General features: G+C 62.1%; 24 protein-coding genes. 19 read left to right on the top strand and 5 right to left on the bottom strand.

Features of this window, described 5'->3' with window-relative positions; genetic code table 11:
• Window positions 1-371: 371 nt before the first annotated feature.
• The 9 genes from NEZ08_RS23280 to mctP all read left to right on the top strand — a co-directional run bounded on the left by NEZ08_RS23280 (window position 372) and on the right by mctP (window position 8,106).
• Entirely contained in the window at window positions 372-1,103 is a 732-nt protein-coding gene (locus NEZ08_RS23280) for an amino acid ABC transporter permease (RefSeq protein WP_298112353.1), read from the top strand.
• Between the two features lie 4 nt (window positions 1,104-1,107).
• On the top strand, window positions 1,108-1,800 hold the full coding sequence (locus NEZ08_RS23275; protein WP_298112349.1) for an ABC transporter permease subunit: 693 nt from the start codon (window positions 1,108-1,110) through the stop codon (window positions 1,798-1,800).
• A gap of 64 nt (window positions 1,801-1,864) precedes the next feature.
• The gene (locus NEZ08_RS23270; RefSeq protein ID WP_298112347.1) at window positions 1,865-2,596 is read left to right on the top strand and encodes an amino acid ABC transporter ATP-binding protein; all 732 of its coding nucleotides are present in this window, start codon (window positions 1,865-1,867) and stop codon (window positions 2,594-2,596) included.
• Window positions 2,597-2,777: 181 nt separating this feature from the next.
• Window positions 2,778-3,635, top strand: coding sequence for a D-amino-acid transaminase (locus NEZ08_RS23265; protein ID WP_298112345.1), 858 nt, complete (start codon window positions 2,778-2,780; stop codon window positions 3,633-3,635).
• A gap of 111 nt (window positions 3,636-3,746) precedes the next feature.
• Entirely contained in the window at window positions 3,747-4,736 is a 990-nt protein-coding gene (locus NEZ08_RS23260; protein WP_298112343.1) for a tripartite tricarboxylate transporter substrate binding protein, read from the top strand.
• 254 nt (window positions 4,737-4,990) lie between these two features.
• Window positions 4,991-5,605 carry a hypothetical protein gene (locus tag NEZ08_RS23255; RefSeq protein WP_298112341.1) on the top strand — a complete coding sequence of 205 codons (615 nt, stop codon included), beginning with the start codon at window positions 4,991-4,993 and terminating at the stop codon, window positions 5,603-5,605.
• 61 nt (window positions 5,606-5,666) lie between these two features.
• The gene (locus tag NEZ08_RS23250; RefSeq protein ID WP_298112339.1) at window positions 5,667-6,194 is read left to right on the top strand and encodes a heme-binding protein; all 528 of its coding nucleotides are present in this window, start codon (window positions 5,667-5,669) and stop codon (window positions 6,192-6,194) included.
• A 209-nt stretch (window positions 6,195-6,403) separates the two neighbouring features.
• A complete protein-coding gene (locus NEZ08_RS23245) occupies window positions 6,404-6,583 on the top strand; it encodes a DUF3311 domain-containing protein (protein WP_298112337.1) in 180 nt (59 codons plus the stop codon).
• A gap of 32 nt (window positions 6,584-6,615) precedes the next feature.
• Window positions 6,616-8,106: a monocarboxylate uptake permease MctP gene (gene mctP, locus NEZ08_RS23240; protein ID WP_298112334.1), complete on the top strand. Its 1,491-nt coding sequence runs from the start codon at window positions 6,616-6,618 to the stop codon at window positions 8,104-8,106.
• A 30-nt stretch (window positions 8,107-8,136) separates the two neighbouring features.
• Here the strand turns inward: mctP and NEZ08_RS23235 are convergent, their stop codons facing one another.
• Window positions 8,137-8,940: a fumarylacetoacetate hydrolase family protein gene (locus NEZ08_RS23235; RefSeq protein ID WP_298112331.1), complete on the bottom strand. Its 804-nt coding sequence runs from the start codon at window positions 8,938-8,940 to the stop codon at window positions 8,137-8,139.
• Window positions 8,941-8,961: 21 nt separating this feature from the next.
• Window positions 8,962-9,426 (bottom strand): cupin domain-containing protein, encoded by a 465-nt coding sequence (locus NEZ08_RS23230; RefSeq protein ID WP_298112328.1) that lies wholly within the window; start codon window positions 9,424-9,426, stop codon window positions 8,962-8,964.
• Between the two features lie 300 nt (window positions 9,427-9,726).
• On the opposite strand from NEZ08_RS23230, the gene NEZ08_RS23225 reads away from it, so the two are divergent.
• From NEZ08_RS23225 to NEZ08_RS23200, 6 genes are all read left to right on the top strand, one after another.
• The gene (locus tag NEZ08_RS23225) at window positions 9,727-9,966 is read left to right on the top strand and encodes a hypothetical protein (protein ID WP_298112325.1); all 240 of its coding nucleotides are present in this window, start codon (window positions 9,727-9,729) and stop codon (window positions 9,964-9,966) included.
• Between the two features lie 182 nt (window positions 9,967-10,148).
• Window positions 10,149-11,024, top strand: coding sequence for a dihydrodipicolinate synthase family protein (locus tag NEZ08_RS23220; RefSeq protein WP_298112323.1), 876 nt, complete (start codon window positions 10,149-10,151; stop codon window positions 11,022-11,024).
• 197 nt (window positions 11,025-11,221) lie between these two features.
• On the top strand, window positions 11,222-13,552 hold the full coding sequence (locus NEZ08_RS23215; protein ID WP_298112320.1) for a xanthine dehydrogenase family protein molybdopterin-binding subunit: 2,331 nt from the start codon (window positions 11,222-11,224) through the stop codon (window positions 13,550-13,552).
• 193 nt (window positions 13,553-13,745) lie between these two features.
• Window positions 13,746-14,348 carry a LemA family protein gene (locus NEZ08_RS23210; RefSeq protein ID WP_298112318.1) on the top strand — a complete coding sequence of 201 codons (603 nt, stop codon included), beginning with the start codon at window positions 13,746-13,748 and terminating at the stop codon, window positions 14,346-14,348.
• Between the two features lie 26 nt (window positions 14,349-14,374).
• Window positions 14,375-15,277: a YgcG family protein gene (locus NEZ08_RS23205; protein ID WP_298112316.1), complete on the top strand. Its 903-nt coding sequence runs from the start codon at window positions 14,375-14,377 to the stop codon at window positions 15,275-15,277.
• Between the two features lie 2 nt (window positions 15,278-15,279).
• Window positions 15,280-15,777: a TPM domain-containing protein gene (locus tag NEZ08_RS23200; protein ID WP_298112315.1), complete on the top strand. Its 498-nt coding sequence runs from the start codon at window positions 15,280-15,282 to the stop codon at window positions 15,775-15,777.
• Between the two features lie 93 nt (window positions 15,778-15,870).
• Here NEZ08_RS23200 and NEZ08_RS23195 read toward each other — a convergent pair whose 3' ends face one another.
• The 3 genes from NEZ08_RS23195 to NEZ08_RS23185 all read right to left on the bottom strand — a co-directional run bounded on the left by NEZ08_RS23195 (window position 15,871) and on the right by NEZ08_RS23185 (window position 17,800).
• Window positions 15,871-16,521, bottom strand: a complete 651-nt coding sequence (locus NEZ08_RS23195) for a glutathione S-transferase family protein (protein ID WP_298112314.1) — start codon at window positions 16,519-16,521, stop codon at window positions 15,871-15,873.
• 95 nt (window positions 16,522-16,616) lie between these two features.
• On the bottom strand, window positions 16,617-17,432 hold the full coding sequence (locus tag NEZ08_RS23190; protein ID WP_298112312.1) for an MBL fold metallo-hydrolase: 816 nt from the start codon (window positions 17,430-17,432) through the stop codon (window positions 16,617-16,619).
• A complete protein-coding gene (locus tag NEZ08_RS23185; protein WP_298112311.1) occupies window positions 17,429-17,800 on the bottom strand; it encodes a Crp/Fnr family transcriptional regulator in 372 nt (123 codons plus the stop codon). Before NEZ08_RS23185 ends, NEZ08_RS23190 begins: the two co-directional genes overlap by 4 nt.
• A 206-nt stretch (window positions 17,801-18,006) precedes the next feature.
• Between NEZ08_RS23185 and NEZ08_RS23180 the strand changes: the two genes are divergently transcribed.
• The 4 genes from NEZ08_RS23180 to NEZ08_RS23165 form a co-directional block, all read left to right on the top strand.
• Window positions 18,007-19,035 carry a hypothetical protein gene (locus NEZ08_RS23180; protein ID WP_298112309.1) on the top strand — a complete coding sequence of 343 codons (1,029 nt, stop codon included), beginning with the start codon at window positions 18,007-18,009 and terminating at the stop codon, window positions 19,033-19,035.
• Window positions 19,036-19,200: 165 nt separating this feature from the next.
• Window positions 19,201-20,718, top strand: coding sequence for a hypothetical protein (locus tag NEZ08_RS23175; protein ID WP_298112479.1), 1,518 nt, complete (start codon window positions 19,201-19,203; stop codon window positions 20,716-20,718).
• 385 nt (window positions 20,719-21,103) lie between these two features.
• Complete coding sequence (locus NEZ08_RS23170) at window positions 21,104-22,321, top strand: flavin-dependent oxidoreductase (RefSeq protein ID WP_298112308.1); 1,218 nt, start codon at window positions 21,104-21,106, stop codon at window positions 22,319-22,321.
• Window positions 22,318-22,839, top strand: a 522-nt coding sequence (locus NEZ08_RS23165; protein ID WP_298112306.1) for an MFS transporter, incomplete at its 3' end; no start/stop codon positions are given. The genes NEZ08_RS23170 and NEZ08_RS23165, both read left to right, overlap by 4 nt.

Here is a 22,839-nt window from a genome sequence, read left to right as displayed (position 1 = left end):
GCATGATCCCTCGGGTCGAGCCCTGGAGACCACGCTTTTTGCAGAGAACCGGTTCCCGCCTTTCCGGATCCGTGCGCGGGAGCAGGGAATGCCGATGCCACGCGTACGCGCGATGGGCCTTGCTGTTGTTGTGCCTTGGTTCGTCGCGCAGGCGGCGCTTGGTGTGACGCGAGCCGATCGGACTCCTTCCATCCGGACTCCGATCGCGTGATGTCGGATCGGGCCGGTCGGCGGCCCGATCCTTGCAGCGAATTCGAAGAAAAAGGGATGGTCGTGTCAGACATGGCCGAGGCGGGGAAGATGACAGGAAAACCACTGCCTTCTGTTGGATCGGCCCTGGTGGCCACACTTGGCTTAGGAACGAGGCGGCCGTGAACTATCACTGGAACTGGCACATCTTCTTTGAGCCGTCTCCGAACGGGACCGGCACTTATCTCGACATGCTGTTGTCCGGGCTGATGGTGACGATCGTCACTTCGCTCGCCGCCTGGGTGATTGCGCTCGCAACCGGCGCCATCGTCGGCGTGATGCGGACGCTTCCGTCAAAGCCCGCCAATTTATTCGGGTTCTGCTATGTCGAGTTCTTCCGCAATATGCCGCTGCTGGTGCAGCTCTTCCTGTGGTTCTTTGTCCTGCCGGAACTACTCCCGCACGCCTGGGGACTTTGGCTGAAACAGTTGCCGAATGCGCCATTCTACACGGCCGCGATCGGCACCGGCTTGTTCATGTCGGCACGCGTGGCCGAGCAGACGCGGGCCGGAATAAATTCGCTGCCGCGCGGCCAGCGAATGGCAGCGACCGCACTGGGTTTGCGGACGGCACAGGTCTATCGCTACGTACTGCTGCCGATCGCCGTCCGTATCGTCCTGCCGCCGCTGACCTCGGAATTTCTGTCCACCATCAAGAACACCTCCGTCGCGCTCACCATCGGCCTGATCGAACTGACCGCCGCAGCGCGCGCAATGCAGGAATTCTCGTTTCAGGTGTTCGAGGCCTTTACAGCCGCGACCGTGCTCTACCTTCTGATCAACATCGTCGTCGTCATCGTCATGCATTTCGTCGAGCGCAGCGTGGCGATCCCCGGCTACATCAGCGGGAAATAGCCCGATGCTCGCCAATTTCGATTTCGACGTTATCCGCCGCTCGCTCGGCTATCTTTTTTTCGACGGCATGACGTTCACGCTGATGCTGACCGGCCTGGCGACTGTCGGCGGCATTATCTGGGGCACGCTGATCGCGATGATGCGCCTTTCCGGCGTCTGGGGTCTGCCGCGCATTGCCCAGCTCTATGTCGACCTGATGCGCTCGCTGCCGCTGGTGCTCGTGATCTTCTGGTTCTACTTCCTCGTCCCCTATATTGGGCAGTGGCTGACCGGTGCGTCGCGGCCGGTACGCGTGGGCGCCTTTGAGTCCTCGCTCCTCACTTTCACGCTGTTTGAGGCGGCGTATTACGCCGAGATCATGCGCGCCGGCATCCAATCCATATCCAGGGGCCAGCCGGCGGCCGCTTCCGCTCTCGGCCTCACCTATTGGCAAACGATGCGTTACGTCGTGCTGCCGCAGGCCTTCCGCAACATGCTGCCGGTGCTGTTGACGCAGACCATCGTGCTGTTCCAGGACACCTCGCTGGTTTACGTGCTGTCGATCACCGATTTTCTCGGCGCCGCCAGCAAGGTGGCCCAACGCGACGGCCGGCTCGTGGAGATGTACCTGTTCGCGGCGCTGGTCTACTTCGTCATTTCCAGCATCGCGTCTTTCGGCGTGCGGCGCCTTCAGGCGCGCATCGCCATCGTTCGTTAGCGCATGATCCGAAAAATTGGAAAGCGGCCTTCCGAAAGATCATGCCCAGGCAGTTGAGGTTATCATGATCGAGATCAGCCACGTCGACAAATGGTATGGCACGGCGTTTCAGGCACTGAAGGATTGCACCACCAGCGTCGCCAAGGGTGAGGTGGTCGTGGTCTGCGGCCCGTCGGGGTCCGGCAAATCGACCCTGATCAAATGCGTCAACGCCCTCGAGCCGTTCCAGAAGGGGACGATCACGGTCGACGGCATTTCGGTCGGCGACCCTCGTACAAATCTGCCAAAGCTGCGCTCCCGTGTCGGCATGGTGTTCCAGCATTTCGAACTGTTTCCGCATTTGCGTATCATCGACAACCTTTGCCTTGCGCAGGAAAAGGTGCTCGGGCGGTCGCATGCGGAAGCGATGGCGAAGGGGTCGAAGCTGCTCGATCGCGTGGGCCTGAAGGATCACGCACAGAAATATCCGGCGCAATTGTCCGGCGGCCAGCAGCAGCGGGTCGCGATCGCCCGGGCTTTGGCGATGGATCCGATCGCCATGCTGTTCGACGAGCCGACCTCGGCGCTCGATCCCGAAATGATCAGCGAGGTGCTCGATGTCATGATCGATCTCGCGCGCGACGGCATGACGATGATGGTCGTAACCCATGAAATGGGATTTGCCCGCAAGGTCGCCAACCGCGTCATCTTCATGGACCAGGGCGAGATCGTCGAAGATGCCCAGAAGGAAGAGTTCTTCAACAAGCCGCGCAGCGAACGCGCGCAAAAATTCCTGTCGAAGATCCTGTCGCATTGAGCGCGTCATTCCGGGCGTGCCTGGCGTGAACTCCCATGCTCAGTTGCACGTCGGAGAATCTCGGGATTCCCGATTTGGTTCTATCGAACCATTTCGGAATGTCGGACATGGGGTTTATCCGCTCCTTCATTTTGCGTATATGCTTTCATCAATTTGATTTCCGCACCTCAGGAGAACTGGTTTGGACCCGATCGCTTACGTCAACGGCGCTTTCGTGCCGCTCCGCGAAGCCAAAATCTCGATTTTGGACCGCGGCTTTCTGTTCGCCGACGGCATTTACGAAGTCTCCGCGGTGCTCGACGGCAAGCTGGTCGACAATGAATCGCACCTCGCGCGGCTCGAGCGTTCGGTCGGTGAGATCAGGCTGCCGCTGCCGGAGACCATCGCGCGAATCAAGGAGATTCAGCATGAGCTGATCTCGCGCAACCAGCTCAAGGACGGCCTGGTTTATATCCAGGTCACCCGCGGCGCCGACGTGGGACGCGATTTCGCGTTTCCGAAGGGCGTCAAGCCGACACTGATGATGTTCACCTCGGTGAAGGACATCGTGAATGCGGCGTCCGCCAAGTCCGGGATCGGCGTCATCACCGTGCCCGATATCCGCTGGACACGGCGCGACATCAAGAGCGTGGCTCTGCTCGCGCAGGTGTTGGCCAAGCAGGCGGCGGCCGAAGCCGGCGCAGGCGAAGCCTGGATGATCGAGGACGGCAAGGTCACGGAAGGCGGATCGTCCTCGGCCTTTATTCTCACCAGGGACGACGTGCTGGTAACGCGAGAGAATTCATCGGCGATTTTGCCGGGCTGCACCCGCAAGGCGGTGGTGAAGCTTGCCGAAGAGCGTCAGCTCCGTATCGAGGAGCGGGCGTTCACGATCGAAGAGGCACTAAAGGCGAAGGAAGCCTTCATCACCAGCGCGTCATCCTTCGTGCAGCCGGTGGTGAAGATCGACGGCAAGCCGGTTGCCGACGGCAAGCCCGGACCGTTGGCCCAGCGTCTGCGCGAAATCTACATCGAGTTCGCCCGCGCCACGGGAACATAGACAGCCATCGTCATGGCGAACGTCTGGCAGCGGCATGTCGATCCGCGCCAGGCATCGTGCGTGAGTTGAAATCTGTTATAAGGCGCAAAAACCGGGGGCCGGGAGGGCGCCATGTTCGTTGCACGCCGCAAGACGACGCCGTTTGCACTTCCACTTGCCGCGCTTTGTTTCACTGCCCTCGCAACCGGACTTGCGGCTGCCGCAACATACCCCGATAAGCCGATCCGGATCGTCGTGCCGTTTGCGCCCGGCGGCGGCACCGATGCGGTCGCGCGCATCCTGGCGCAGGAGATGGCAAAAGACCTCGGCGCCTCCGTCTTCGTCGAGAATCGGCCGGGCGCAGGGACCATCATCGGAACGCAGGCCGTCGCGGTCAGCCAGCCGGACGGCTATACGCTGTTGATGGGAACGTTCTCGCACGCGGTCAACGCGACGCTGAACGCGAAACTCCCTTACGATCCTCACAAGGATTTCGCAGCCGTCGCGCTGATCGCGCGCTCCTTCAATCTCGTTGTCGTCAATCCGAAATCGTCGCTTCGGTCGGTCGCAGATCTGATCGCAGCGGCGAAGGCCAGTCCCGGCAAGATGACCTTCGGGACCTACGGCGTTGGTACATCAGCGCACCTTGCCGGCGAGTTGTTCAACGACCTCGCCAAGGTCAAGCTGATCGCCGTACCCTATAAGGGCGCTGCGCCGGCCATCACTGATCTGATGAGCGGGCAGATCGACGTGATGTTCACGACGGTGGCGAGCGCCGCTTCGCTGGTCGAAAGTGGCCAGTTGCGCGCGATCGCGGTGACATCGGCGGAGCGTTCGCCCGCCTTCCCGCAACTCCCCACGGTTGCCGAGGCCGGAGTGACGGGCTATGCGGCCGAGAGCTGGTATGGGCTGTTCGCACCCGCCGGCGCGCCCGACGAGGTGATCGCGCGGCTCAACAAGTCGGCGGCAGCAGCCGTTCAGTCCGAGGCGTTCAGGAAACTCGGCATCAATGAAGGGCTGGTGACGGTTGCGCTCCCGCCTCAGGCACTCGACCGGTATGTCCAGGCGGAGGAGGAGCGCTGGCGGCGCGTGATCCGCGAAGCCGGGATCAAGGTGGAGTAGCTCGCAATTCCAATGACCGCATGCCGGATTTGACGATCGGACCGAACGGCGGTGAGAGGGAGTGCCGGGCATCGCCCTTCGCAGGGCCGGAATCACAATTGAATAAGGTGAAATCCTGTTGCAGTGCGGTGATCGTTGTTAGCCGGTCAAGGAATATTCCAACCGCGGAGGGGTTGCAGAGGACGCCCGTATCGGGCACTTGGCGAGAGCAGCCTTCTCACGTTCTGCCCTCACTCAGACCCACGGAGGATCCCATGTCCCGTACGCTCCAGCGCACGCTCGCGGCTGCGATGTTTGTCATGACCTGCTTCGCATTGCCGGCATCTGCGCAGGAAAAGCTGCGCATCCGCGGCACGATCGAGAGCGTCGACGGCCAGTTTTACATTGTGAAAAATCGCGACGGCGCCGAGGTCAAGCTCACCGTCGTCGATCCCCAACTCTACGTGGCGATCGTGAAATCGACCATGGCCGACATCAAGCCAGGCCAGTTCGTCGGCGCAACCGGCGTGACCCAGCCCGACGGCAGCCAGAAGGCGATCGAGGTCCATATCTTCCCGGAATCGATGCGCGGGACCGGTGAGGGACATTACGACTGGGACCTCAAGCCCAACACCAAGATGACCAACGCCAATGTCGAGCAGACTGTAGCCGGCGTCGATGGACCGGTGCTGACGGTGAAATACAAGGACGGCGAGAAGAAGATCGTGGTGACGCCGGAGACCCAGGTCGTTACCTATGTGATCGGCAACAAGGCCGATCTCAAGCCGGGCATCAAGATCTTCGTCGGCGCGGCAAAGAAGGGAGCCGACGGAATCTGGACGACGCCGCGCGTGACCTATGGCAAGGATGGATTGACGCCGCCGATGTGAAGCTGCGTCCGCAAGACGACCAAGAACCAACCAAGCGGCCAACTATAACAGGGAGAATGACATGCGTTCGATGACTTCATTGGTGTTGGTGGCGTGCGCCGCTGCGGCGATCTCTTCGCCGGCGCTGGCGCAATCCCCGGCGACCCCACCGGCGGGCGGTACACCCGATAAGATACCGTTCGATATTCCCTATGGCACGTCGATCGGACTCGATCACGCCAAGCAACTGTTGGCAGCGGCGGAGGCCGAAGCCAAGAAGCACAATTGGAAGATGAACATCGCCGTCGTCGATACCAATGGCGAGCCGGTGCTGTTCGAGCGGATGGAAGGCGCGCAGATCGCCTCCGGCGCGATCTCGATCGGTAAGGCCCGCACCGCCGCGCGCTTCCGTCGCGAAACCCGCCTGTTCTACAACGCAATGGAGACGGGCCACCATTACGTCACGAGCCTCGACCCGACTCTGATCGCCAGCCCCGGTGGATTCCCGCTGGTCGAAGGCGGCAAGCTGATCGGTGCGATCGGCTGTAGCGGCGGAACCGGCGATCAGGACGCCGCCACCTGCAAGGCCGGCGCCGATCTGGTGAAGTGATTATTTCGGCGCCTGTCCTGGCGCTGCCTGCTTGAATGCATCTTCGACGCCGCGGGGTGGCAAACCTCCGCGGCGTCGCTGCATTTTTGGCATGCTTCATCCGAATTCGCAGTGCGGCAAAGCAAATTGCTGGACGGGGTGACGGGCGTTCGTTAGATAGCGGCCGAATCGGCAGGCGTGACGCCGCTGCTCAAATCAGGAGACCCATGATGCGGCTGCTTTTATTGGTGCCGTTTGTCGGCCTGTTGTGGGTGCCGTTCTATAATTTCGAGGTGCCGGAGCTGTTCGGCTTTCCGTTTTTCTATTGGTACCAGTTTGCCTGGGTGCCGATCTGCTCGATTCTGATATGGCTCGTGTACCGCTCGCGCAGACCCGACGAAACGCCGTGAAATATCGCCCTGCTTCCTAGGTAAGGCTTCTCATGTCCGCAGAGATCGACTGGACCGCACTCGTCGTTTTCGTTTTCTTCTTTGCTCTGGTTACGGTGATGGGGTTCTTCGCCGCGCGCTGGAAATCGGGCCCGGTGAACGCGCATCTCGACGAATGGGGACTCGGTGGACGCCAGTTCGGTACCTGGATCACCTGGTTCCTGGTCGGCGGCGATTTCTACACCGCCTATACCGTGATCGCGGTGCCGGCGCTGGTCTATGCCGTGGGTGCCTATGGCTTCTTTGCGCTGCCTTATACGATCATCGTCTATCCCTTCGTATTCGCGGTGATGCCGCTGCTCTGGAAGGTCGCGCATGCCCAAGGGCATGTTACCGCAGCCGACGTCGTCCACGACACCTACGAGTCCCGAGGTCTGGAGCTTGCGGTGGCGATCACCGGCATGGTGGCGACCATGCCTTACATCGCGCTGCAATTGATCGGCATGGGCGTGGTGATCAAGGCGATCGGTCTCAGCGGCGAAGTGCCGATCGTCATCGCTTTCGTCATTCTCGCACTTTACACCTATAACTCCGGCCTGCGCGCGCCAGCCCTGATCGCTTTTGTCAAGGACATCATGATCTATATCGTGGTGCTGGTCGCGGTCGTCGTGGTGCCGCACAAGCTCGGCGGCTACGCCACCGTCTTTACTGCCGCCAATGATGCCTTTGCAGTCAAGGGCGGCGCGACAGGTCTCACGCTGAAATCGTCGCAGATGCTGGCCTATGCCACGCTGGCACTGGGATCGGCGCTCGCCGCGTTCATGTATCCGCACACCTTGACCGGTGTTTTCGCGTCGAAATCCGCCGACACGATCCGCAAGAACGCCATCCTGCTGCCGGCCTATACGCTGCTGCTCGGGTTGATTGCTCTGCTCGGCTACATGGCGTATGCCGCTCACATCAAGGTGTCATCGCCCAACGATGTCGTGCCGATGCTGTTCAAGGTGCTGTTCCCGTCCTGGTTCTCCGGCTTTGCGTTTGCCGCGATCGCGATCGGCGCGCTGGTGCCGGCGGCGGTGATGAGCATCGGCGCGGCCAACCTGTTTACCCGGAATGTCTGGAAGTCCTACATTCATCCGACCATCAGCCCGGCCGGCGAGGCCTCGGTCGCCAAGATCGTTTCGCTTCTCGTCAAGGTGGGCGCGCTGGCCTTTACGATCTTCCTGCCGACGCAATATGCGCTCGACCTGCAGTTGCTCGGCGGCTTGTGGATCCTGCAGACGTTCCCGGCACTGGTGTTCGGATTGTTTACGCGCTGGTTCCGCGCCGAAGGGCTGCTTCTCGGCTGGGCCGCGGGCATTGTATGGGGAACGTGGACGGCCGCGAACAACGGCCTGAAACCGTTGGCGACGCTCGATATCGGTGGCGCGAAATACGTATTTTACGTCGGCCTCGGCGCGCTGATCCTCAATACGATCGTTGCCTCCATCGGCACCATTCTCGCCGGCCTGGTTTCGCCGCGGAGAATGGCTGCGCGATCCTGATATCGCCGGCGCTTCATGGCAAGCGCCGGTTCACGTCACCGTGGCTTCCGGTGGTGTCTCGGCAACGAACATGTTGCGCAGCGTGCCGATGCCGGTGATCTCGATCTCCACCACGTCACCGGCCCTGATGTTCGGCGAGGCGCCGTCGGTGCCCATCCAGATCACGTCGCCGGGCCACAGCGTGAAGTATTTCGTCATCTCGACGATGAAGTCCTTGACGCCGAAAATCATGTCGTTGGTACGGAAGCGGTTGGTCTCCTTGCCGTTCACGCGCACGATGGTTTCCATCTTGTCGAGATCGGCTGATGTTTCGATCCATGGTCCCATCGGCTTGAAGGTGTCGGCGTTCTTGGAGCGCCACAGGCCGCGATCGGCTTTCTGCCAGCTTCGTTCGCTGACGTCGTTTCCGATCGTATAGCCGAACACGCAGTCCATCGCGTCGTTTTCGCTCAGGTGCCTGGCCTTCTTGCCGATTACGATGACGAGTTCGCCCTCGTAGTGAATCTGCTCGGTGGCATTGGCCGGAATGACGACGTTCTCGTCATGCGCGATCAGCGCGTTCTGGGCGCGATAGCCCACCTCGGGCCGGTCGGGCACGTTCGGCACTTCGCCGCGCTTGTTGGCGGCTTCCTTGAGATGCTTGAGATAGTTCAGCCCCACGCAATAGAAGGTACGTGGCATCACCGGCAGCTCGACCTTGACGTCGGAGAGCGCGTGGCTTCGCGTCGTGCGCCGCCATTGCCCGAAGGGATCGCCCTCGATTGCGATCACGCGGTCGCCTTCGACGATTCCCCAGGATGACGTCTTGTCTGCGGTGAATTGAAGCCAGCGCATGGTTGTGCCGATCCGGAGTTTTCAGTCTTCTTCCTTCACCAGCGTCGAGGTCGCCGGGCCTTCGCCCATGATCAGGAGAACGGCGTCTTCGTCCTTGGCGCCGTCCCAATGGACTTGTTTGCCGAAATGGGTGACGAAGCTGCCGGCGGGCAGAGGCTTCGCGTTGGCGGGATCGAACTTCGCGCCTGTCCCGACCCACCAGGTGCCTTGCAGCACGACGATGTAACGGTCGTTCGGATGAAAGTGCGGGTGGCTGAAATGGTTGCCCTTGGTCCATTTGGTGTAGACCATGTAGAAGCCCGGCTTGGAGGGATCGCCGACGACGACGGCCTGTTGCCCGCCGCGCGCATCGACCTTGCTCCACGGAATCTGGTCGGGCAATTTGTAAATCAGCGCGGCGGGATTGGGCTCGGCGGCCGAACTCACGCTCGACGTGCCGGTGAACGCCAGCGGCATCAGCAACGTGAGCCAGAACGCGATTTTCATGATTTTCCTCCCGTGAAAAGCTTGACGCTTTGTTGAGCGGACACTAGCCGCTCCTACGCTTGCCGAAAAGAGGCGGCCGCGCATGCGGGAGTTGTGCAGATTTTGCGTGGGCGAGGCTAAACAAGTCGCTCGCGATTTGCCGGCTCGGACGAGTGGATCGAGCTGACACGGCGCACCCGTCCGCTTGTCGGCCCATCAATATTTCAAAAACCATGCATCTCGTTTACTTAAGCCGATAAGCAATTGAAAACCCGCGCTCGTCCAAAGTCGCTCCCGATCAGTCCGAACGGGAGAGGGGCCATGAACGGCAAAGCAATTCTGGAAAACGTCCGCCGCTATCGCGCAATTGCATCGCTATATCGCCAAACGGCCGCGTTTCGCCCGCATCAGCGGATGTCTCTCCTGGAACAGGCCCGTGACTGGGAAGAGCGCGCGCTGGCCGAACTCGAAGCCCATTTCGGGGCGAGCGAATCCAAGGCGAACTCCTTGCCGGCCTGGATGGTCCCGACAGCCGGCCGGCCGATGCTTAACGCGGCGTAACGCGGCTCTTCGAGGCAGTCAGACAGCAATTCGCCAGTTAAGAACTCTTTAGTCGTTAGCGCGGGGGGACACGATGCCTCCGCACCCGGCAACGCGATCACCGCAATTGATCCTTGCGCCGAGCGGCCGGTCAGCGGGCTCGCGCACCTTTACCGGAGCTGCGATTTTTGCAACATGACGCCATGTCGGATTTCCATGGCGTCTTCCCCTATCTCGTTTCGCCGATCGACCCCGACGGCACCGTCCGCCGCGACGTGCTGGCGCGGCTGTGCGAGGATCTCATTGTTTCCGGGGTGCACGGCTTGACGCCGCTCGGCTCGACCGGCGAGTTCGCGTATCTGAGCAGCGCGCAGCGGATGGCGATCGTCGAGACCACCATCGAAGCGGCCCGCGGCCGCGTGCCGGTGGTGGCCGGCGTCGCCTCGGCCTCGACACTGGACGCCGTGGCGCAGGCGAAAGCGTATCAGACGTGCGGGGCCGACGGCATTCTGGCGATTCTGGAGGCGTATTTCCCGCTTGCCGATGCGCAGGTCGAATCCTATTTCCGCGCGATTGCAGAGGCGGTCGACATCCCCGTCGTGATCTACACCAATCCGCAGTTCCAGCGCTCGGACCTCTCGCTCGATTGCATCGAGCGGCTCGCAGGCCATCCGCGTATCCGTTACATCAAGGACGCCTCGACCAATACCGGGCGGCTGTTGTCGATCATGAATCGCTGCGGCGATGCGATCCGGGTCTTTTCGGCCTCCGCCCATATCCCCGCCGCGGTGATGCTGATCGGCGGTGTAGGCTGGATGGCAGGGCCGGCCTGCATCATTCCGCGGCAGAGCGTGACGCTTTACGATCTCTGCAAGACCGGACGCTGGGACGAGGCGCTGGCGCTCCAGCGCAAGCTATGGCGGGTCAATGAGGCCTTTGCCCGCTACAACCTCGCCGCCTGCATCAAGGCCGCCCTGGGCCTCCAGGGCTATGACGTTGGCGATCCCGTTGCACCCCAGAAGCCGCTTTCGACAGAGGAGCGCAAGGCAGTCGAGGCAGTGCTGCGGGAAATCCAATAGGTTACCGCAACCACTTGCGCCGTCAGCGGAGCAATCCGGCGTCGTTTTGAAAATGGCTGGATTGCCTCGTCGCTTTGCTTCTGGGAATGACGGCCTCTTAGACCATCGCTGCACGGAATAGTCCCGTCGAGGGGCTTGGCCGGTTCCTTGTCCGTCGGCTACATTGCGCGCCTGACAAAATCCTTGAGGAAAGTCCGATGAACATTCTTCCCGGCAATATGCGTTTCGGCGCGGGCAAACCGGTCAAGCGTCTGGAGGACCAGCGGCTATTGACCGGCAAGGGCCAGTTCATCGACGACAATCCGGAGGAAGGCGCGCTGTGGCTTTATGTGCTGCGCTCGCCGCATGCCCATGCGAAGATTGTCTCGATCGATACCAAGGCGGCCCGCGCGATGCCGGGCGTGGAGGCGATCTATACCGGCGCGGACCTCGTCGCCGACGATATCGGCACGCTGCCGACCCTCTTGATTTTTCCGCGCCCCGACGGCTCGCCGATGACGGTGCCGCCGCGCCGGCTGCTCGCCCATGGTCTCGTGCGTTATGTCGGCGAAACGGTCGCTGCCGTCGTTGCAACCTCCCGCCTTGCTGCGCAAAGCGCCGCAGAAGCGATCGTGGTGGAATATCAGGAATTGCCGTCGGTGGTCGATCCGCTCGCAGCCGTCAAGCCGGGCGCGCCGGTCGTGTGGTCCGAAGTGCCCGACAACATCGTCGCTCGCATGAGCTACGGCGATGCGGCTGCCGTCGAAGCGGCCTTCGCCAAGGCCGAGCATGTCGTGTCGCTCGATGTCGTCAGCCAGCGCCTTGTGCCTTGCGCGATGGAGCCGCGCTCGACGATTGCCGAAGTCGACAAGAAAACAGGGCGGCTCATTCTGCACGTGCAGTCGCAGACGCCGGGCTCGACGCGCGACATTCTCGCCGAGGCGGTGCTGAAGCGCCCGAAGGAAAGCGTCCAGGTGCTGGTCGGTGATATCGGCGGCGGTTTCGGCCACAAAACCAATCTCTATCCGGAGGACGGCATGGTCGCTTATGCCGCGACCAAGCTCAACAAGAAGGTACGCTGGCGCGGCGAGCGGTCCGACGACTTTCTGGGCGGTACGCATGGCCGTGACCTGACCTCGACGGCAGAATTCGCCCTGGACGCCAAGGGCCGCGTGCAAGCCTTTCGCGTGCGCTCCATCGGAGGCACCGGCGCCTACATTGCGGGTCCTGGTGCGCTGATCCCGCTTGTCCTGGGCCCCTTCGTGCAGAGCGGCGTCTATGATCTCCCGCTGGTGCATTACGACGTCAAGGCGGTGCTGACTCACACGGCACCGGTTGCCGCCTATCGCGGGGCGGGCCGTCCCGAGGCGGTCTTTGTCGTCGAACGGCTGATGGATGCGGCCGCGCGGCAGCTCAAGATGGACCCGCGTGCCATTCGCAAAGCAAATTACATCAAGCCGTCGCAGCTGCCCTACACCAACGCAGTCGGCCAGGTGTACGACTCCGGCGCCTTCGCCCAAATGCTGGATCGTGCCGTCAAGCTCGCCGACTGGGACGGCTTCAATGCGCGCAAGCGCGCGGCAAAGAAAAAGGGCCTGCTCTATGGCCGCGGGCTGACCAGCTATATCGAATGGACCGGCGGCACCGTGCACAATGAAGCCGTCAGCCTGCACGCGACCGCAGAGGGACGCATCGTACTCCACGCCGGCACGCAGGCGATGGGGCAGGGCTTGCAGACCTCGTTCTCACAGATGATTGCAGACGCGCTCGGCGTCTCCATCGACAAGATCGATGTCATTCAGGGCAACACCGATCTTGCCACCGGCTTCGGCAGCGTCGGCTCGCGCTCCCTGTTCGTCGGAGGCACCGCCGCCGTGGTATCGGCGGCCGATCTGATTGCCAAAGCCCGCGAGAAGGCCTCGCAGATGCTGGAGGCGTCCGTGGACGACATCGAATACCGCGACGGCACGCTCACGGTGGTCGGCACCGACAAGCATGTCAGCCTGTTCGACATCGCCAGGAAGGAACAGGGCGCGCGGCTCTCCGTCAACAGCGAAGGCCAGACCGATGGTCCTAGCTGGCCGAACGGGACGCATATCTGCGAAGTCGAGATCGATCCGGAGACCGGTGTCACGCGAGTGGTGCGCTACACGACCGTGGACGACGTCGGCGTCGCCATCAACCCGATGCTGGTAACCGGGCAGGTACATGGCGGCGTCGCGCAAGGAATCGGTCAGGCGCTCTATGAGGGCGTGAGCTACAGCAACGAAGGTCAGCTGATCACCGCGAGCTATCAGGACTACTGCATCCCGCGCGCCGACGACGTGCCGCCGATCGAAGTCACGCTGGATGGTTCCGCGCCCTGCCGCACCAATCCGCTCGGCGCCAAGGGCTGCGGCGAGTCCGGCGCGATCGGCGGGCCGCCCTGCATCGCCAACGGCGTGATGGATGCGCTCGCCGATCTCGGCATCACCTCGATCCAGACCCCGATCTCGCCGATGAAGATCTGGGAAGCGATCCGGGAAGCCAGGGCCCGGGCGGTCGCTTGATCTGCCTGCGATAACGTCCATCGCCATTGGGGGGCGCGCAAAGGGCGAGCCCTGAAACCATCGAACCGCGACGGTGCTTGGATGTGTCAACGGGTCGCGCTTGCGCGAACCCGTTGGCATCGCCCCGGAATGACGTTGGTCTCTGTCATACCATTCTGTTAATTTGGCCTGCCTTACGACAGGGGAGAATTTTATGCGCAAATTTTTGACCGTGCTCGCAGCGCTGGCGGCGCTGAGCCTCACCAATTGCGGTTACAACGCGATTCAGAGCAATGACGAGCAGGTCAAATCGGCCTGGTCGGAGGTGCTCAACCAGTATCAGCGCCGTGCCGACCTCGTGCCCAACCTTGTCAATTCGGTGAAGGGCTTTGCACAGCAGGAAAAAGACGTGCTGCTCGGCGTCACCAATGCGCGCGCCAAGGTTGGCACCATTCAGGCGACGCCGGAACTCGTCAACGATCCGGGCGCATTCGCGAAATTCCAGGCTGCGCAAGGCGAACTCTCCAGCGCACTGTCGCGGCTGGTCGCCGTCAGCGAGAATTACCCGCAACTCAAATCGGACGCGCTGTTTCGCGACCTGATGGCACAACTCGAGGGTACCGAGAACCGGATCACGGTGGCACGAAACCGCTACATCAAGGCGGTGCAGGACTATAACGTCGGCATCCGCACCTTCCCGAACAACCTGACGGCGATGGTGTTCGGCTACAAGGAAAAAGCCAATTTCACGGTCGACAACGAGAAAGAGATTTCGACCGCACCGAGGGTCGATTTCAATCCGGCGCCGGCGAAGTAGCCGTGAGCCGGCCGGATTGATCCCCAATGATCGCGAGGGCTCTCCTCTTTGCGTGGTTGCTGTGCTGGCCGCTCGCGGCCGGTGCCGAAGTTGCCGTGCCGCCGCTGTCGGGGCGCGTGGTCGATCAAACCGGCACCCTGTCGGCGGGTGATATCGATGCGCTGACGCAAAAGCTCAAGGATCTTGAGAAGCGCAAGGGCAGCCAGGTTGCGGTATTGATCGTCACGACCACGCAGCCGGAGACGATCGAGCAGTTCTCGATCCGTGCCGCGGACGCCTGGAAAATCGGACGCAGGAAGGTCGACGATGGCGCGCTGCTGGTGGTCGCGAAGGATGACCACAAGCTGCGAATTGAAGTCGGTTACGGCCTTGAAGGCGCACTCACCGATGTGACGGCGCGGCGGATCATCGACGAGATTATCGTGCCTCACTTTCGAACAGGCGATTTCGCTGGAGGGATTTCGGCTGGCGTAGACCGTATCACTCGCGTGATAGACGGTGAACCATTGCCGGCCCCGCGGCCCGAAGTATCGCACCGCGATGCGCCGGACTTCCTGTTCAATGTCATTTTCAGTCCTTTTGGCTTCATTGGCTATATCGTGGTCGCCGGGATCATGCGCGGCCTTCTCGGCCGGTTGCTTGGCTCGGGGGTTACGGCTGGCGTGGTCGGTGCCGTCATCTGGTTCATCCTGGGCTCGATCGCCGTTTCCGTGATCTTCGGCGTCATCGCCTTCTTCCTCACCATGTTTGGCGACGGCATTTTGGCTGCAGGCCAGCAGGCCTCTCGCAGTGGACGCGGCCGTTATGGTGGCGGTTGGTCGACGGGCTCATCCGGCGGCTCGTGGTCGGGCGGTTCGAGCGATAGCGGCGGCGGATTTTCCGGCGGGGGCGGCAGCTTTGGCGGCGGCGGCGCCTCGGGGAGCTGGTAGAGATGGGCATCAGGCGCATTGGCAAACACCTGATCGAACACCGCTGGCGGGCACGGCGGGTCTTCCCGCCGCAGGCGCTTGCGGCGATCGAGCAGGCTATCAAGGCCGGCGAGGCAACTCATTCGGGCCAGGTCCGCTTCGTCGTCGAAGGCGCGCTCGACGGCAGGCCGTTGTTCTCAGGCCAGTCCGCGCGCGAGCGCGCGCTCGATATCTTCTCGCATTTGCGGATCTGGGACACCGCGCACAATAATGGCGTGCTGATCTATCTCTTGCTTGCGGACCGCGATGTCGAGATCATCGCCGATCGCGGCATCGACGCAAAAGTCGGAGCTGCCGGCTGGCAGCGGATTTGTGCGGCCATGGAGAGCGATTTTCGCGGCGGCAATTTTGCCGGCGGCGTGATCGCGGGCGTTCAGGCCGTCTCGCAGCAGCTCGCGAAATATTTTCCGAGGCAAAATGCCGGTCCGAACGAGCTGCCGGACAGGCCGGTCGTGATGTAAAAGCAAGTGCCGGTTGGCGGCCGTTCCCCAGGATACGGCGCATCACGAAATGTGGTATGCCGCGCACGGGACGCGATTGCGCCAGCCTCGTCGCTATTTGCGCGCCGCGCCGGCAGGCGGGTTGACGGGGTCAGCCTTGATTGAAGGCCGCTGCGCGATGCGGTCGAACCACGCCTTGATGTGGGTATTGGCGGGATCAAGCGGCTGGCCAACGAGAGCGCCAAAATCCAGCCAGCAATGGAGCAGGATGTCGGCGAGGGTAAAGCGCTTGCCGCAGAGGTATTCGCGCCCGTCCGCCATCTGGCCGTTGAGCCAGGCGAGGCGATTGGCGGCGACCATCTTCAGGCCCGGCGAAGCTTCGGGAACAACCGGAATGCGCTTTTCGAAAAACTTCAGCGCCTCGCCGAATCGGTAGCCATTCGCAAGCGGCTCGCAGATGTTGAGATCGACGCGGCGTGTCCACATCCGGCATTCGGCGCGCTCCTTCGGCGTCGAGCCGATCAAGGCGGGCGCGGGCTTTATCTCTTCGAGATATTCGCAGATGGCGGTAATTTCGGAGAGATAGCTGCCGTCGTCAAGTTCGAGCGTCGGCATCTGACCGTGCGGGTTGCGCTTGAGATGCTCGGGCCCCCGGTTCTCGCCGCCGCGCAGATCGACGGTCTGCTTCGGCATCTCGATGCCTTTTTCCGCCATGAAGATGCGGACGATGCGCGGGTTGGGCCCGATTGAATCATAGAGTTTCACCGGCGTTCTCTCCCTGTGTCTTGTTGCGGGATGCATTGAGCAGGCCCGTGAGCGGTCTGTCAAACGCAGCGCAATCGGTCCCAAAAGCCCGAAACCTACCCGTCGTCAAGCTTGTTGAGATCGCGCACCGACTGCATGATCGGCTCAAAATTAGATCGCGCATCGAGCGCATCGAATAATTGCGCGGTGTCGGCCAGCAGCGCATGCGAACGGGCGAGCGCAATCCGCACGTCGTTTTGCGGCGTGTCGGATAGCCTGCCATGGCCGGACAGCAGAATCCTCGAATTGAGCCCTTTGAGGCGTTCCAGCGACTGGATGTAGTCGCTGATGCTGCCTGAGCCAAACACCCCGCCCATCACGCCGCCCGGCATCAACGTGTCGGCGGCAAACAACAGACCCTTGTCCTGGTCGAACAGGCTGATGCAGGCAGAGGTATGGCCGGGCGTGTACATCACGTTGAGGCGGAAATCGCCGAGGTCGAGCAGATTGCCTTCCTCGAGCCAGATGTCGATGTTGATCGGCATGTTCGGTTCGTTGAACATCTTGCGCAGCATCGAGAAGTCATCGCGCAGCATGATCTTGTTGGCGGCAAGCCGATGCGCCGCGATGATGGTGCGGCTTTCGTTGAAGCGCCATGCCGCGCCGATATGATCGAGGTGCTCATGGCTCAAGACCACCATGTCGATCTTCTCCGGCGGACAGCCGACATGGTTCAGGCATTCCACGAGCGCGGAATAGTTCGAGGTCAGTCCGACGTCGATCATGATCGTGCGGGACTTGCCGCGCACGACGTAGGCGTTGGCGGCGCGATTCTTGAAGCGCACCTGATAGACGTTTTCGTCGGCCTGGATCAGCGAGCAGACCTCGTTATCCAGCAGGACCGGAAATGGGCTCGGCTTTCGTTCGCTCATGGGCTGCTGGCCCGGAAGGCGGCGGCATTGGAGGCGCGCAGGCGTTTGCTCAACGCGTCCATCACCATCAGCGCGAATGCCGGCTGCTGGCTGACCAGATAGACGAAGCGAGCGTGATTGATCCGCATCACGCGGGTTTTTGGTTCGGCAGCGATGGCCGTGGCTGAACGCGACGAGCCGTCAATAACGGCCATCTCGCCGAAGAACTCGCCTTTGCCGAGGGTGACGATGACGGTCCTGGCGGCGGTGTTCAGCTTGGCGATCTCGACCTTGCCGTCGAGGACGACAAACAGTTCGCGTCCGCTCGAGCCTTCCTCGAAAATGACGTCGCCGATATCGAACTCGTTGATGCAGTTTTCGATGGCCATCGGCTTCCCCCGCCTGGTTAAGGCCATGTTAATCGCGAATACGGGCGGTGGAAACTGGGCCGCTGGTGGGGTCGAGCGTCTGGGGCAGGACGCCGCGGCTTACCCGCCTGCGGCAATTCCTAAATTTTCGGTAAGCGCCGCGCCAGGTAAGGATTTGGAAAGCAATGAAAGTTACCAAATGGTCAATCGTTTAGGGAGATTTGACCATGAGCGAACAGGCAGGCGGGCCAACAAGCGATGAACAGGGTTCCCTCAACGGGGGAATCTCCCATTCCGCTGAAACATCGGGCTTGACGCCTTCCGCGGCTGAGACCGGCGCCAGCGGGGATGTGCCGGTGTCGGAGCCCCTCACGTCCGAGCCTTCGATCTCCGAACCTTCGTCGTCGGTTCCGCTGGAGCCCAAGGCGCCCGAAGTGGAGGCCGTGAAGGCCGAGGCTATTGCCCAGCCACCGCAGGTAGAGGCCGCGAAGGACAAAGTTTCGCACCTCCCGGGCAAGGTGATTGTGATGTCGCGGAGCGACCGCTCCTGGACCAACCATGGCCTCCATCCTGAGCCTGAACTGGAAACGCAGCAGAACGTCTTCGGCAAGCGGCGGATCGCGGCCATCGCGGCGGTGCTGGTGCTTGCGGCGATGGCCGGCGCAATCGGCGGCGCGCTCGCGACCGCCTCCCTGATGCATGGCACGAGCAATGTCGCCGCCGCCAGCAGCCAGACGCCTGCGCTGACGGCGTCGCTGTCGCGAATCGACAGCGACATCCAGGCGCTGAAGCTTGGCCTCGATCACACGTCCAAGCTTGGCCTCAATCAGTTCAACAAGACCAGCGAGCGTCTCGACAGGCTCGAGCGCGCCCAGGTGGAGCCGGCGGCCAAGCTCGCCAAGCTCAGTGAGGCCATCGACAAGCTGCACGCGTTGCCGATTCCAGCACCCGCGGTTGCGACCGCGATCCCTGCCGGACCCGCCGCTGGAAAGGACATAACCGGTTCGATTCCCACTGCTTCCGCGGCTTCGCCAAAGAATGACCTGAAGGGCGAAATCGGCCGCTTGCCGACACTCGATGATTGGGTGCTGCGCGACGTCGCTTATGGCGGCGCCCTGATCGACGGCCGCCGCCGCGGCCTCTACGAAGTTTATGCCGGCGACATGGTGCCGGGCCTTGGTCGGATCGATGCCGTCCGCCGCCAGGACGGACGCTGGGTGGTCGTGACCAGCCGCGGCCTGATCGTCGCGCGCTAAAGCATGATCCGGAAAAATGTGTAGCGGCTTTTCGAAAAGATCATGCTCGAAAGAGAGGCGATCCGCCGCCGATTAGGCTAGTTCCTGACCCAGGCTTGCGCATTCTTCCCTGGAATGGGAGGCTCCGCGCGGTGTTTGCAGGACATGCCTTCGTTGCGTTCGCCCCTGATCGCCTTCGTATTCTTGTGCCTGTCGCCGCAAAGCCCGGCGCATGGCGGGCCGTTGCTGGAACGCGGCACGGCTGTCACCGATCCCGCCGCGTTGCGCGAACTCGACCGTGGCCCCTTTGGCTTGGCGCGCATGCTGGGGGTGCAGACGGGCGGTTCGCTCACGGACGACGCGCTGTTTGCGCTTCCTGCCATTACGCCGATCCGGAAATCGTTCGACGCCGAATTCGATCGCTATGTTGAGCGGCACAAGGCTGAGCTGCCGCGCCAGACCATCGGCGTCGGGTCGCAGTTCGATGTCCAGCTGTTCGACCGCGACCAGCTCTATTCCAATTCGACGCGATTTGTGCTCTCCGGCGTCATCAACCGGATGGACCGCGCTTACGTCGATCCGGAAAGCTGCGGCGAGATCCGCCTGATCTATCGCCTCGCGCAAATCAATGCGCCGCCGGTCGGCGATCACGGCGCCTCGGCGCGGCTGCCCATGACGCTCAATCTGGTCCTGAAGGCGCGAGGGCGCGGAAACGCCGCCTCGCTCTCCTGCGCGACAATCGCCCGCCGCTGGCTGGCCACGAGCGACTGGACGCTCGCGGGATCGGCCCTCGCGAAAGAATTGACATCGCAAGACGGGCCGCTGGCGCTGATCGGGCCGAACAATGTCGAGCGCATCGAAACCAACATTCAGATCGCTCATGTTTCACGATCGCCGGCCCATGAGTTCCGCACCGACTACCTCTTGAAAGTGTTCGACTACAATCCGCAGACCGGGAGCTTTGAGGAAGCGACGCTGGAAGACCAGATCGACCGCGAACGCCTGTTGTCGGATGAAAATCTCAAGCGCGAGTTCAGGGCCTGGCTTCTCGAGCCGGTGCATTTGAGCGATTTCGACCGCGGCACGGTGCTGATCCCGAAAGAGTTTCTTGCCAAGCGAGCCATTGCGCCGACGCCCATCGGCTTTTCCGCCTCTGCGTTGCAACCGGCATTTGGGATGGCGCAGGGCGAGGGCGACCATGCCGTCTTCTCGGCACACGACGTGGTGACGGCGCTGCAAAGGGCCGCGGCGCGCGGAATTGTCCTGCAAAACATTCGTTCGGTCGCGGGCTTCGAGCGCCGTCTCAACGACATTACCTGCGCCGGATGCCACCAGACCCGCGGTATCGGCGGCTTTCATTTTCCCGGCGTCGACTGGATGGCTGAACACCCCTCCAACACGACCATCGTACCGGCCTCGCCGCATTTCTTCGGAGACCAGGTTCGCCGGCGCGATATTCTGGCCGCGATCCAGGAGGGCAAGCCGGCCGATTATTCCCGCGGCTTTTCCGAACGACCGCAATTGCGCGGCAGCCGCGAACTGGCCGGAACCGAATATGACGACGGCTGGGGCGCGCATTGCTATGGCCTTCAGGCCGCCGACAACGATCGCAGTTTTGTGTCCTGGAGCTGTGCCCAGGGACTGGTCTGTCAGGTGATGAGCAAGACCTCTCGCATCGGCATGTGCTTTGTGGCGAAGCCCTGATGATGGATGCTTTCCGGTGTAATGTCCGATTTTGAAGTGAATTGGCCGACTCCAGCTGCCTGGTTGCAGGCCGTGAAAGAGGTTTTCCACGTCGACCCATTTCAGAGAGTTTGTCTCCGGGTGGTCAGGATCGCCAGAATACTTGGATCGCGGAGTTGACGTTGCATGTTGCGAACATTGAGCTATCAGCTCTTTAGGGTGTTCGGCCAAACGCCTCAGTCTGTTCGCCTGTGAATCATCGGCTGCTCAATGGTCGACCGCGATAACTCAGCCTCGCTTACCGGAACCTTCCTGCCCTCGCACTCAGCCGACACACGTAGATTGACAGTAGGCTTACTAATCGTGTTTCATCGCCGTAGCCGCACCAGCGATGCGGGGAGGAAACATGGACGAGATCCTGATCGTCGGTGGCGGCATCGGCGGCTTGACACTGGGCCTTTCGTTGCATGCAGCCAACATTCCCTGTCGCATCTTCGAATCCGCGGCCGAGATCCGCGCTGTCGGCGTCGGCATCAATCTTCTGCCCCACGCCACGAAAGAACTTGCCGCCCTCGACCTTGAGGTCGACCTGGCGCGGGTGGCCATCAAAACCAGGGACGCTTCCTTCTTCAACCGCTTCGGTCAGTTGATCTACCAGGAGCCGCTCGGCCGCGAGGCCGGCTATGACCATCCGCAATTCTCCATCCATCGCGGCGACCTGCAAATGGTTCTGCTGAACGCTTTCACGCGTCGTGCGGGAATGAACCGCGTTCTCACTAATCGTCATTGCGTCGGCGTCGAGCAGGATGCGGCCGGCGTCACCCTGCATTTCGCGTCCGGTGAGAGCGTGCGCGGCCGCGCCGCGATCGCCTGCGACGGCATCAATTCGGCGATCCGCAAGCAGTTTTTTCCTGATGAAGGTGAGCCGCGCTACTCCGGCGTCAATATGTGGCGCGGCGTGACCCGCTGGAAGCCGATTCTGTCCGGCGCGAGCCTGACCCGTGCCGGCTGGCTGTCGCACGGAAAGATGGTGATCTACCCGATCCGCGAAGCCGGCTCCGACGGCCTGCAACTCATCAACTGGGTCGCCGAGATCGAAACTCCGAAATATCGGCGGCGTGACTGGAACCGCGCCGGCTCGCTCGACGATTTCATCGGCGCCTTTGCCGATTGGCATTTCGACTGGCTCGACGTGCCCGCTTTCATCCGCGCCGCCGACAGCGTGCTGGAATTTCCGATGGTCGATCAGGACCCGCTGCCGCGCTGGAGCTTTGGCCGCGTCACGCTGCTGGGTGATGCGGCCCATCCGATGGTGCCGCGCGGCTCCAACGGGGCAGGGCAGGCGATCCTCGACACGCGGGCCATGACCTCGGCGCTGCTCGCCAATGAAGATCCCGCCGCAGCCTTTGCGGTCTATGAAAAGGAGCGGCTGGAGAAGACCGCCCGCATCGTTCTCACCAACCGCACCAACCCGCCCGATGCGATCCTGCGCGAGGTCTATCAGCGCACCAACGACAAGCCTTTCAAGGCGATCGGCGACGTCATCAGCCACGACGAGCTGGTCGCGCTGTCCGACAGCTACAAGCAGATCGCGGGCTTTTCCAGGGAGGCGTTGCGCGCGTGACGGGAGCGCCGCCAGACAATTCGTCCGCCGTCGATGTCGCAGCCTTCATCGATGCGCAGCCGGTTGGTGCGTTTCAGGTCAGGCTTCTTTTGACCTGTGCGACCGTCCTGCTTCTCGACGGCTTCGACACCACGGCGATCGGCTATGTCGCGCCCGCGCTGGCGAAAGAGTGGCATATCGGCAAGGCGGCGCTTGGCCCGGTGCTGAGCGCGGGCCTGTTCGGATTGATGATCGGCGCACTGCTGCTCGGCCCGTTGGCGGATCGCTTCGGACGCAGGAAGATCATCATCCTGTCGACGCTTGCTTTTGGCATCGGCACGCTGATCACTTCTCTCGTCAATGACGTCAACACGCTGCTGGCGATTCGGGTTCTGACGGGCCTCGGCCTCGGCGGCGCGATGCCGAATACGGTTGCGCTCACTGCCGAATTCGCCCCGCATCGCCGCCGCGCCACCATGGTGATGGTGATGTTCGTCGGTTTTTCGATCGGGGCTGCGCTCGGCGGGTTTCTTGCTGCG

The organism is Bradyrhizobium sp., from assembly GCF_027451485.1.
Taxonomy (GTDB): domain Bacteria; phylum Pseudomonadota; class Alphaproteobacteria; order Rhizobiales; family Xanthobacteraceae; genus Bradyrhizobium.
This window is presented reverse-complemented; position numbering and strand designations above follow the sequence as displayed.

What these genes read in the sequence shown, in the direction of transcription:
- mctP (WP_298112334.1), top strand. Translation starts at nt 6,616, where the DNA reads ATGTCCGCAGAGATCGACTGGACCGCACTCGTCGTTTTCGTTTTCTTC.
- NEZ08_RS23205 (WP_298112316.1), top strand. Translation starts at nt 14,375, where the DNA reads ATGATCGCGAGGGCTCTCCTCTTTGCGTGGTTGCTGTGCTGGCCGCTC.
- NEZ08_RS23210 (WP_298112318.1), top strand. Translation starts at nt 13,746, where the DNA reads ATGCGCAAATTTTTGACCGTGCTCGCAGCGCTGGCGGCGCTGAGCCTC.
- NEZ08_RS23255 (WP_298112341.1), top strand. Translation starts at nt 4,991, where the DNA reads ATGTCCCGTACGCTCCAGCGCACGCTCGCGGCTGCGATGTTTGTCATG.
- NEZ08_RS23220 (WP_298112323.1), top strand. Translation starts at nt 10,149, where the DNA reads ATGTCGGATTTCCATGGCGTCTTCCCCTATCTCGTTTCGCCGATCGAC.
- NEZ08_RS23250 (WP_298112339.1), top strand. Translation starts at nt 5,667, where the DNA reads ATGCGTTCGATGACTTCATTGGTGTTGGTGGCGTGCGCCGCTGCGGCG.
- NEZ08_RS23230 (WP_298112328.1), bottom strand. Translation starts at nt 9,426, where the DNA reads ATGAAAATCGCGTTCTGGCTCACGTTGCTGATGCCGCTGGCGTTCACC.
- NEZ08_RS23190 (WP_298112312.1), bottom strand. Translation starts at nt 17,432, where the DNA reads ATGAGCGAACGAAAGCCGAGCCCATTTCCGGTCCTGCTGGATAACGAG.
- NEZ08_RS23170 (WP_298112308.1), top strand. Translation starts at nt 21,104, where the DNA reads ATGGACGAGATCCTGATCGTCGGTGGCGGCATCGGCGGCTTGACACTG.
- NEZ08_RS23225 (WP_298112325.1), top strand. Translation starts at nt 9,727, where the DNA reads ATGAACGGCAAAGCAATTCTGGAAAACGTCCGCCGCTATCGCGCAATT.
- NEZ08_RS23275 (WP_298112349.1), top strand. Translation starts at nt 1,108, where the DNA reads ATGCTCGCCAATTTCGATTTCGACGTTATCCGCCGCTCGCTCGGCTAT.
- NEZ08_RS23215 (WP_298112320.1), top strand. Translation starts at nt 11,222, where the DNA reads ATGAACATTCTTCCCGGCAATATGCGTTTCGGCGCGGGCAAACCGGTC.
- NEZ08_RS23235 (WP_298112331.1), bottom strand. Translation starts at nt 8,940, where the DNA reads ATGCGCTGGCTTCAATTCACCGCAGACAAGACGTCATCCTGGGGAATC.
- NEZ08_RS23270 (WP_298112347.1), top strand. Translation starts at nt 1,865, where the DNA reads ATGATCGAGATCAGCCACGTCGACAAATGGTATGGCACGGCGTTTCAG.
- NEZ08_RS23200 (WP_298112315.1), top strand. Translation starts at nt 15,280, where the DNA reads ATGGGCATCAGGCGCATTGGCAAACACCTGATCGAACACCGCTGGCGG.
- NEZ08_RS23180 (WP_298112309.1), top strand. Translation starts at nt 18,007, where the DNA reads ATGAGCGAACAGGCAGGCGGGCCAACAAGCGATGAACAGGGTTCCCTC.
- NEZ08_RS23245 (WP_298112337.1), top strand. Translation starts at nt 6,404, where the DNA reads ATGCGGCTGCTTTTATTGGTGCCGTTTGTCGGCCTGTTGTGGGTGCCG.
- NEZ08_RS23185 (WP_298112311.1), bottom strand. Translation starts at nt 17,800, where the DNA reads ATGGCCATCGAAAACTGCATCAACGAGTTCGATATCGGCGACGTCATT.
- NEZ08_RS23260 (WP_298112343.1), top strand. Translation starts at nt 3,747, where the DNA reads ATGTTCGTTGCACGCCGCAAGACGACGCCGTTTGCACTTCCACTTGCC.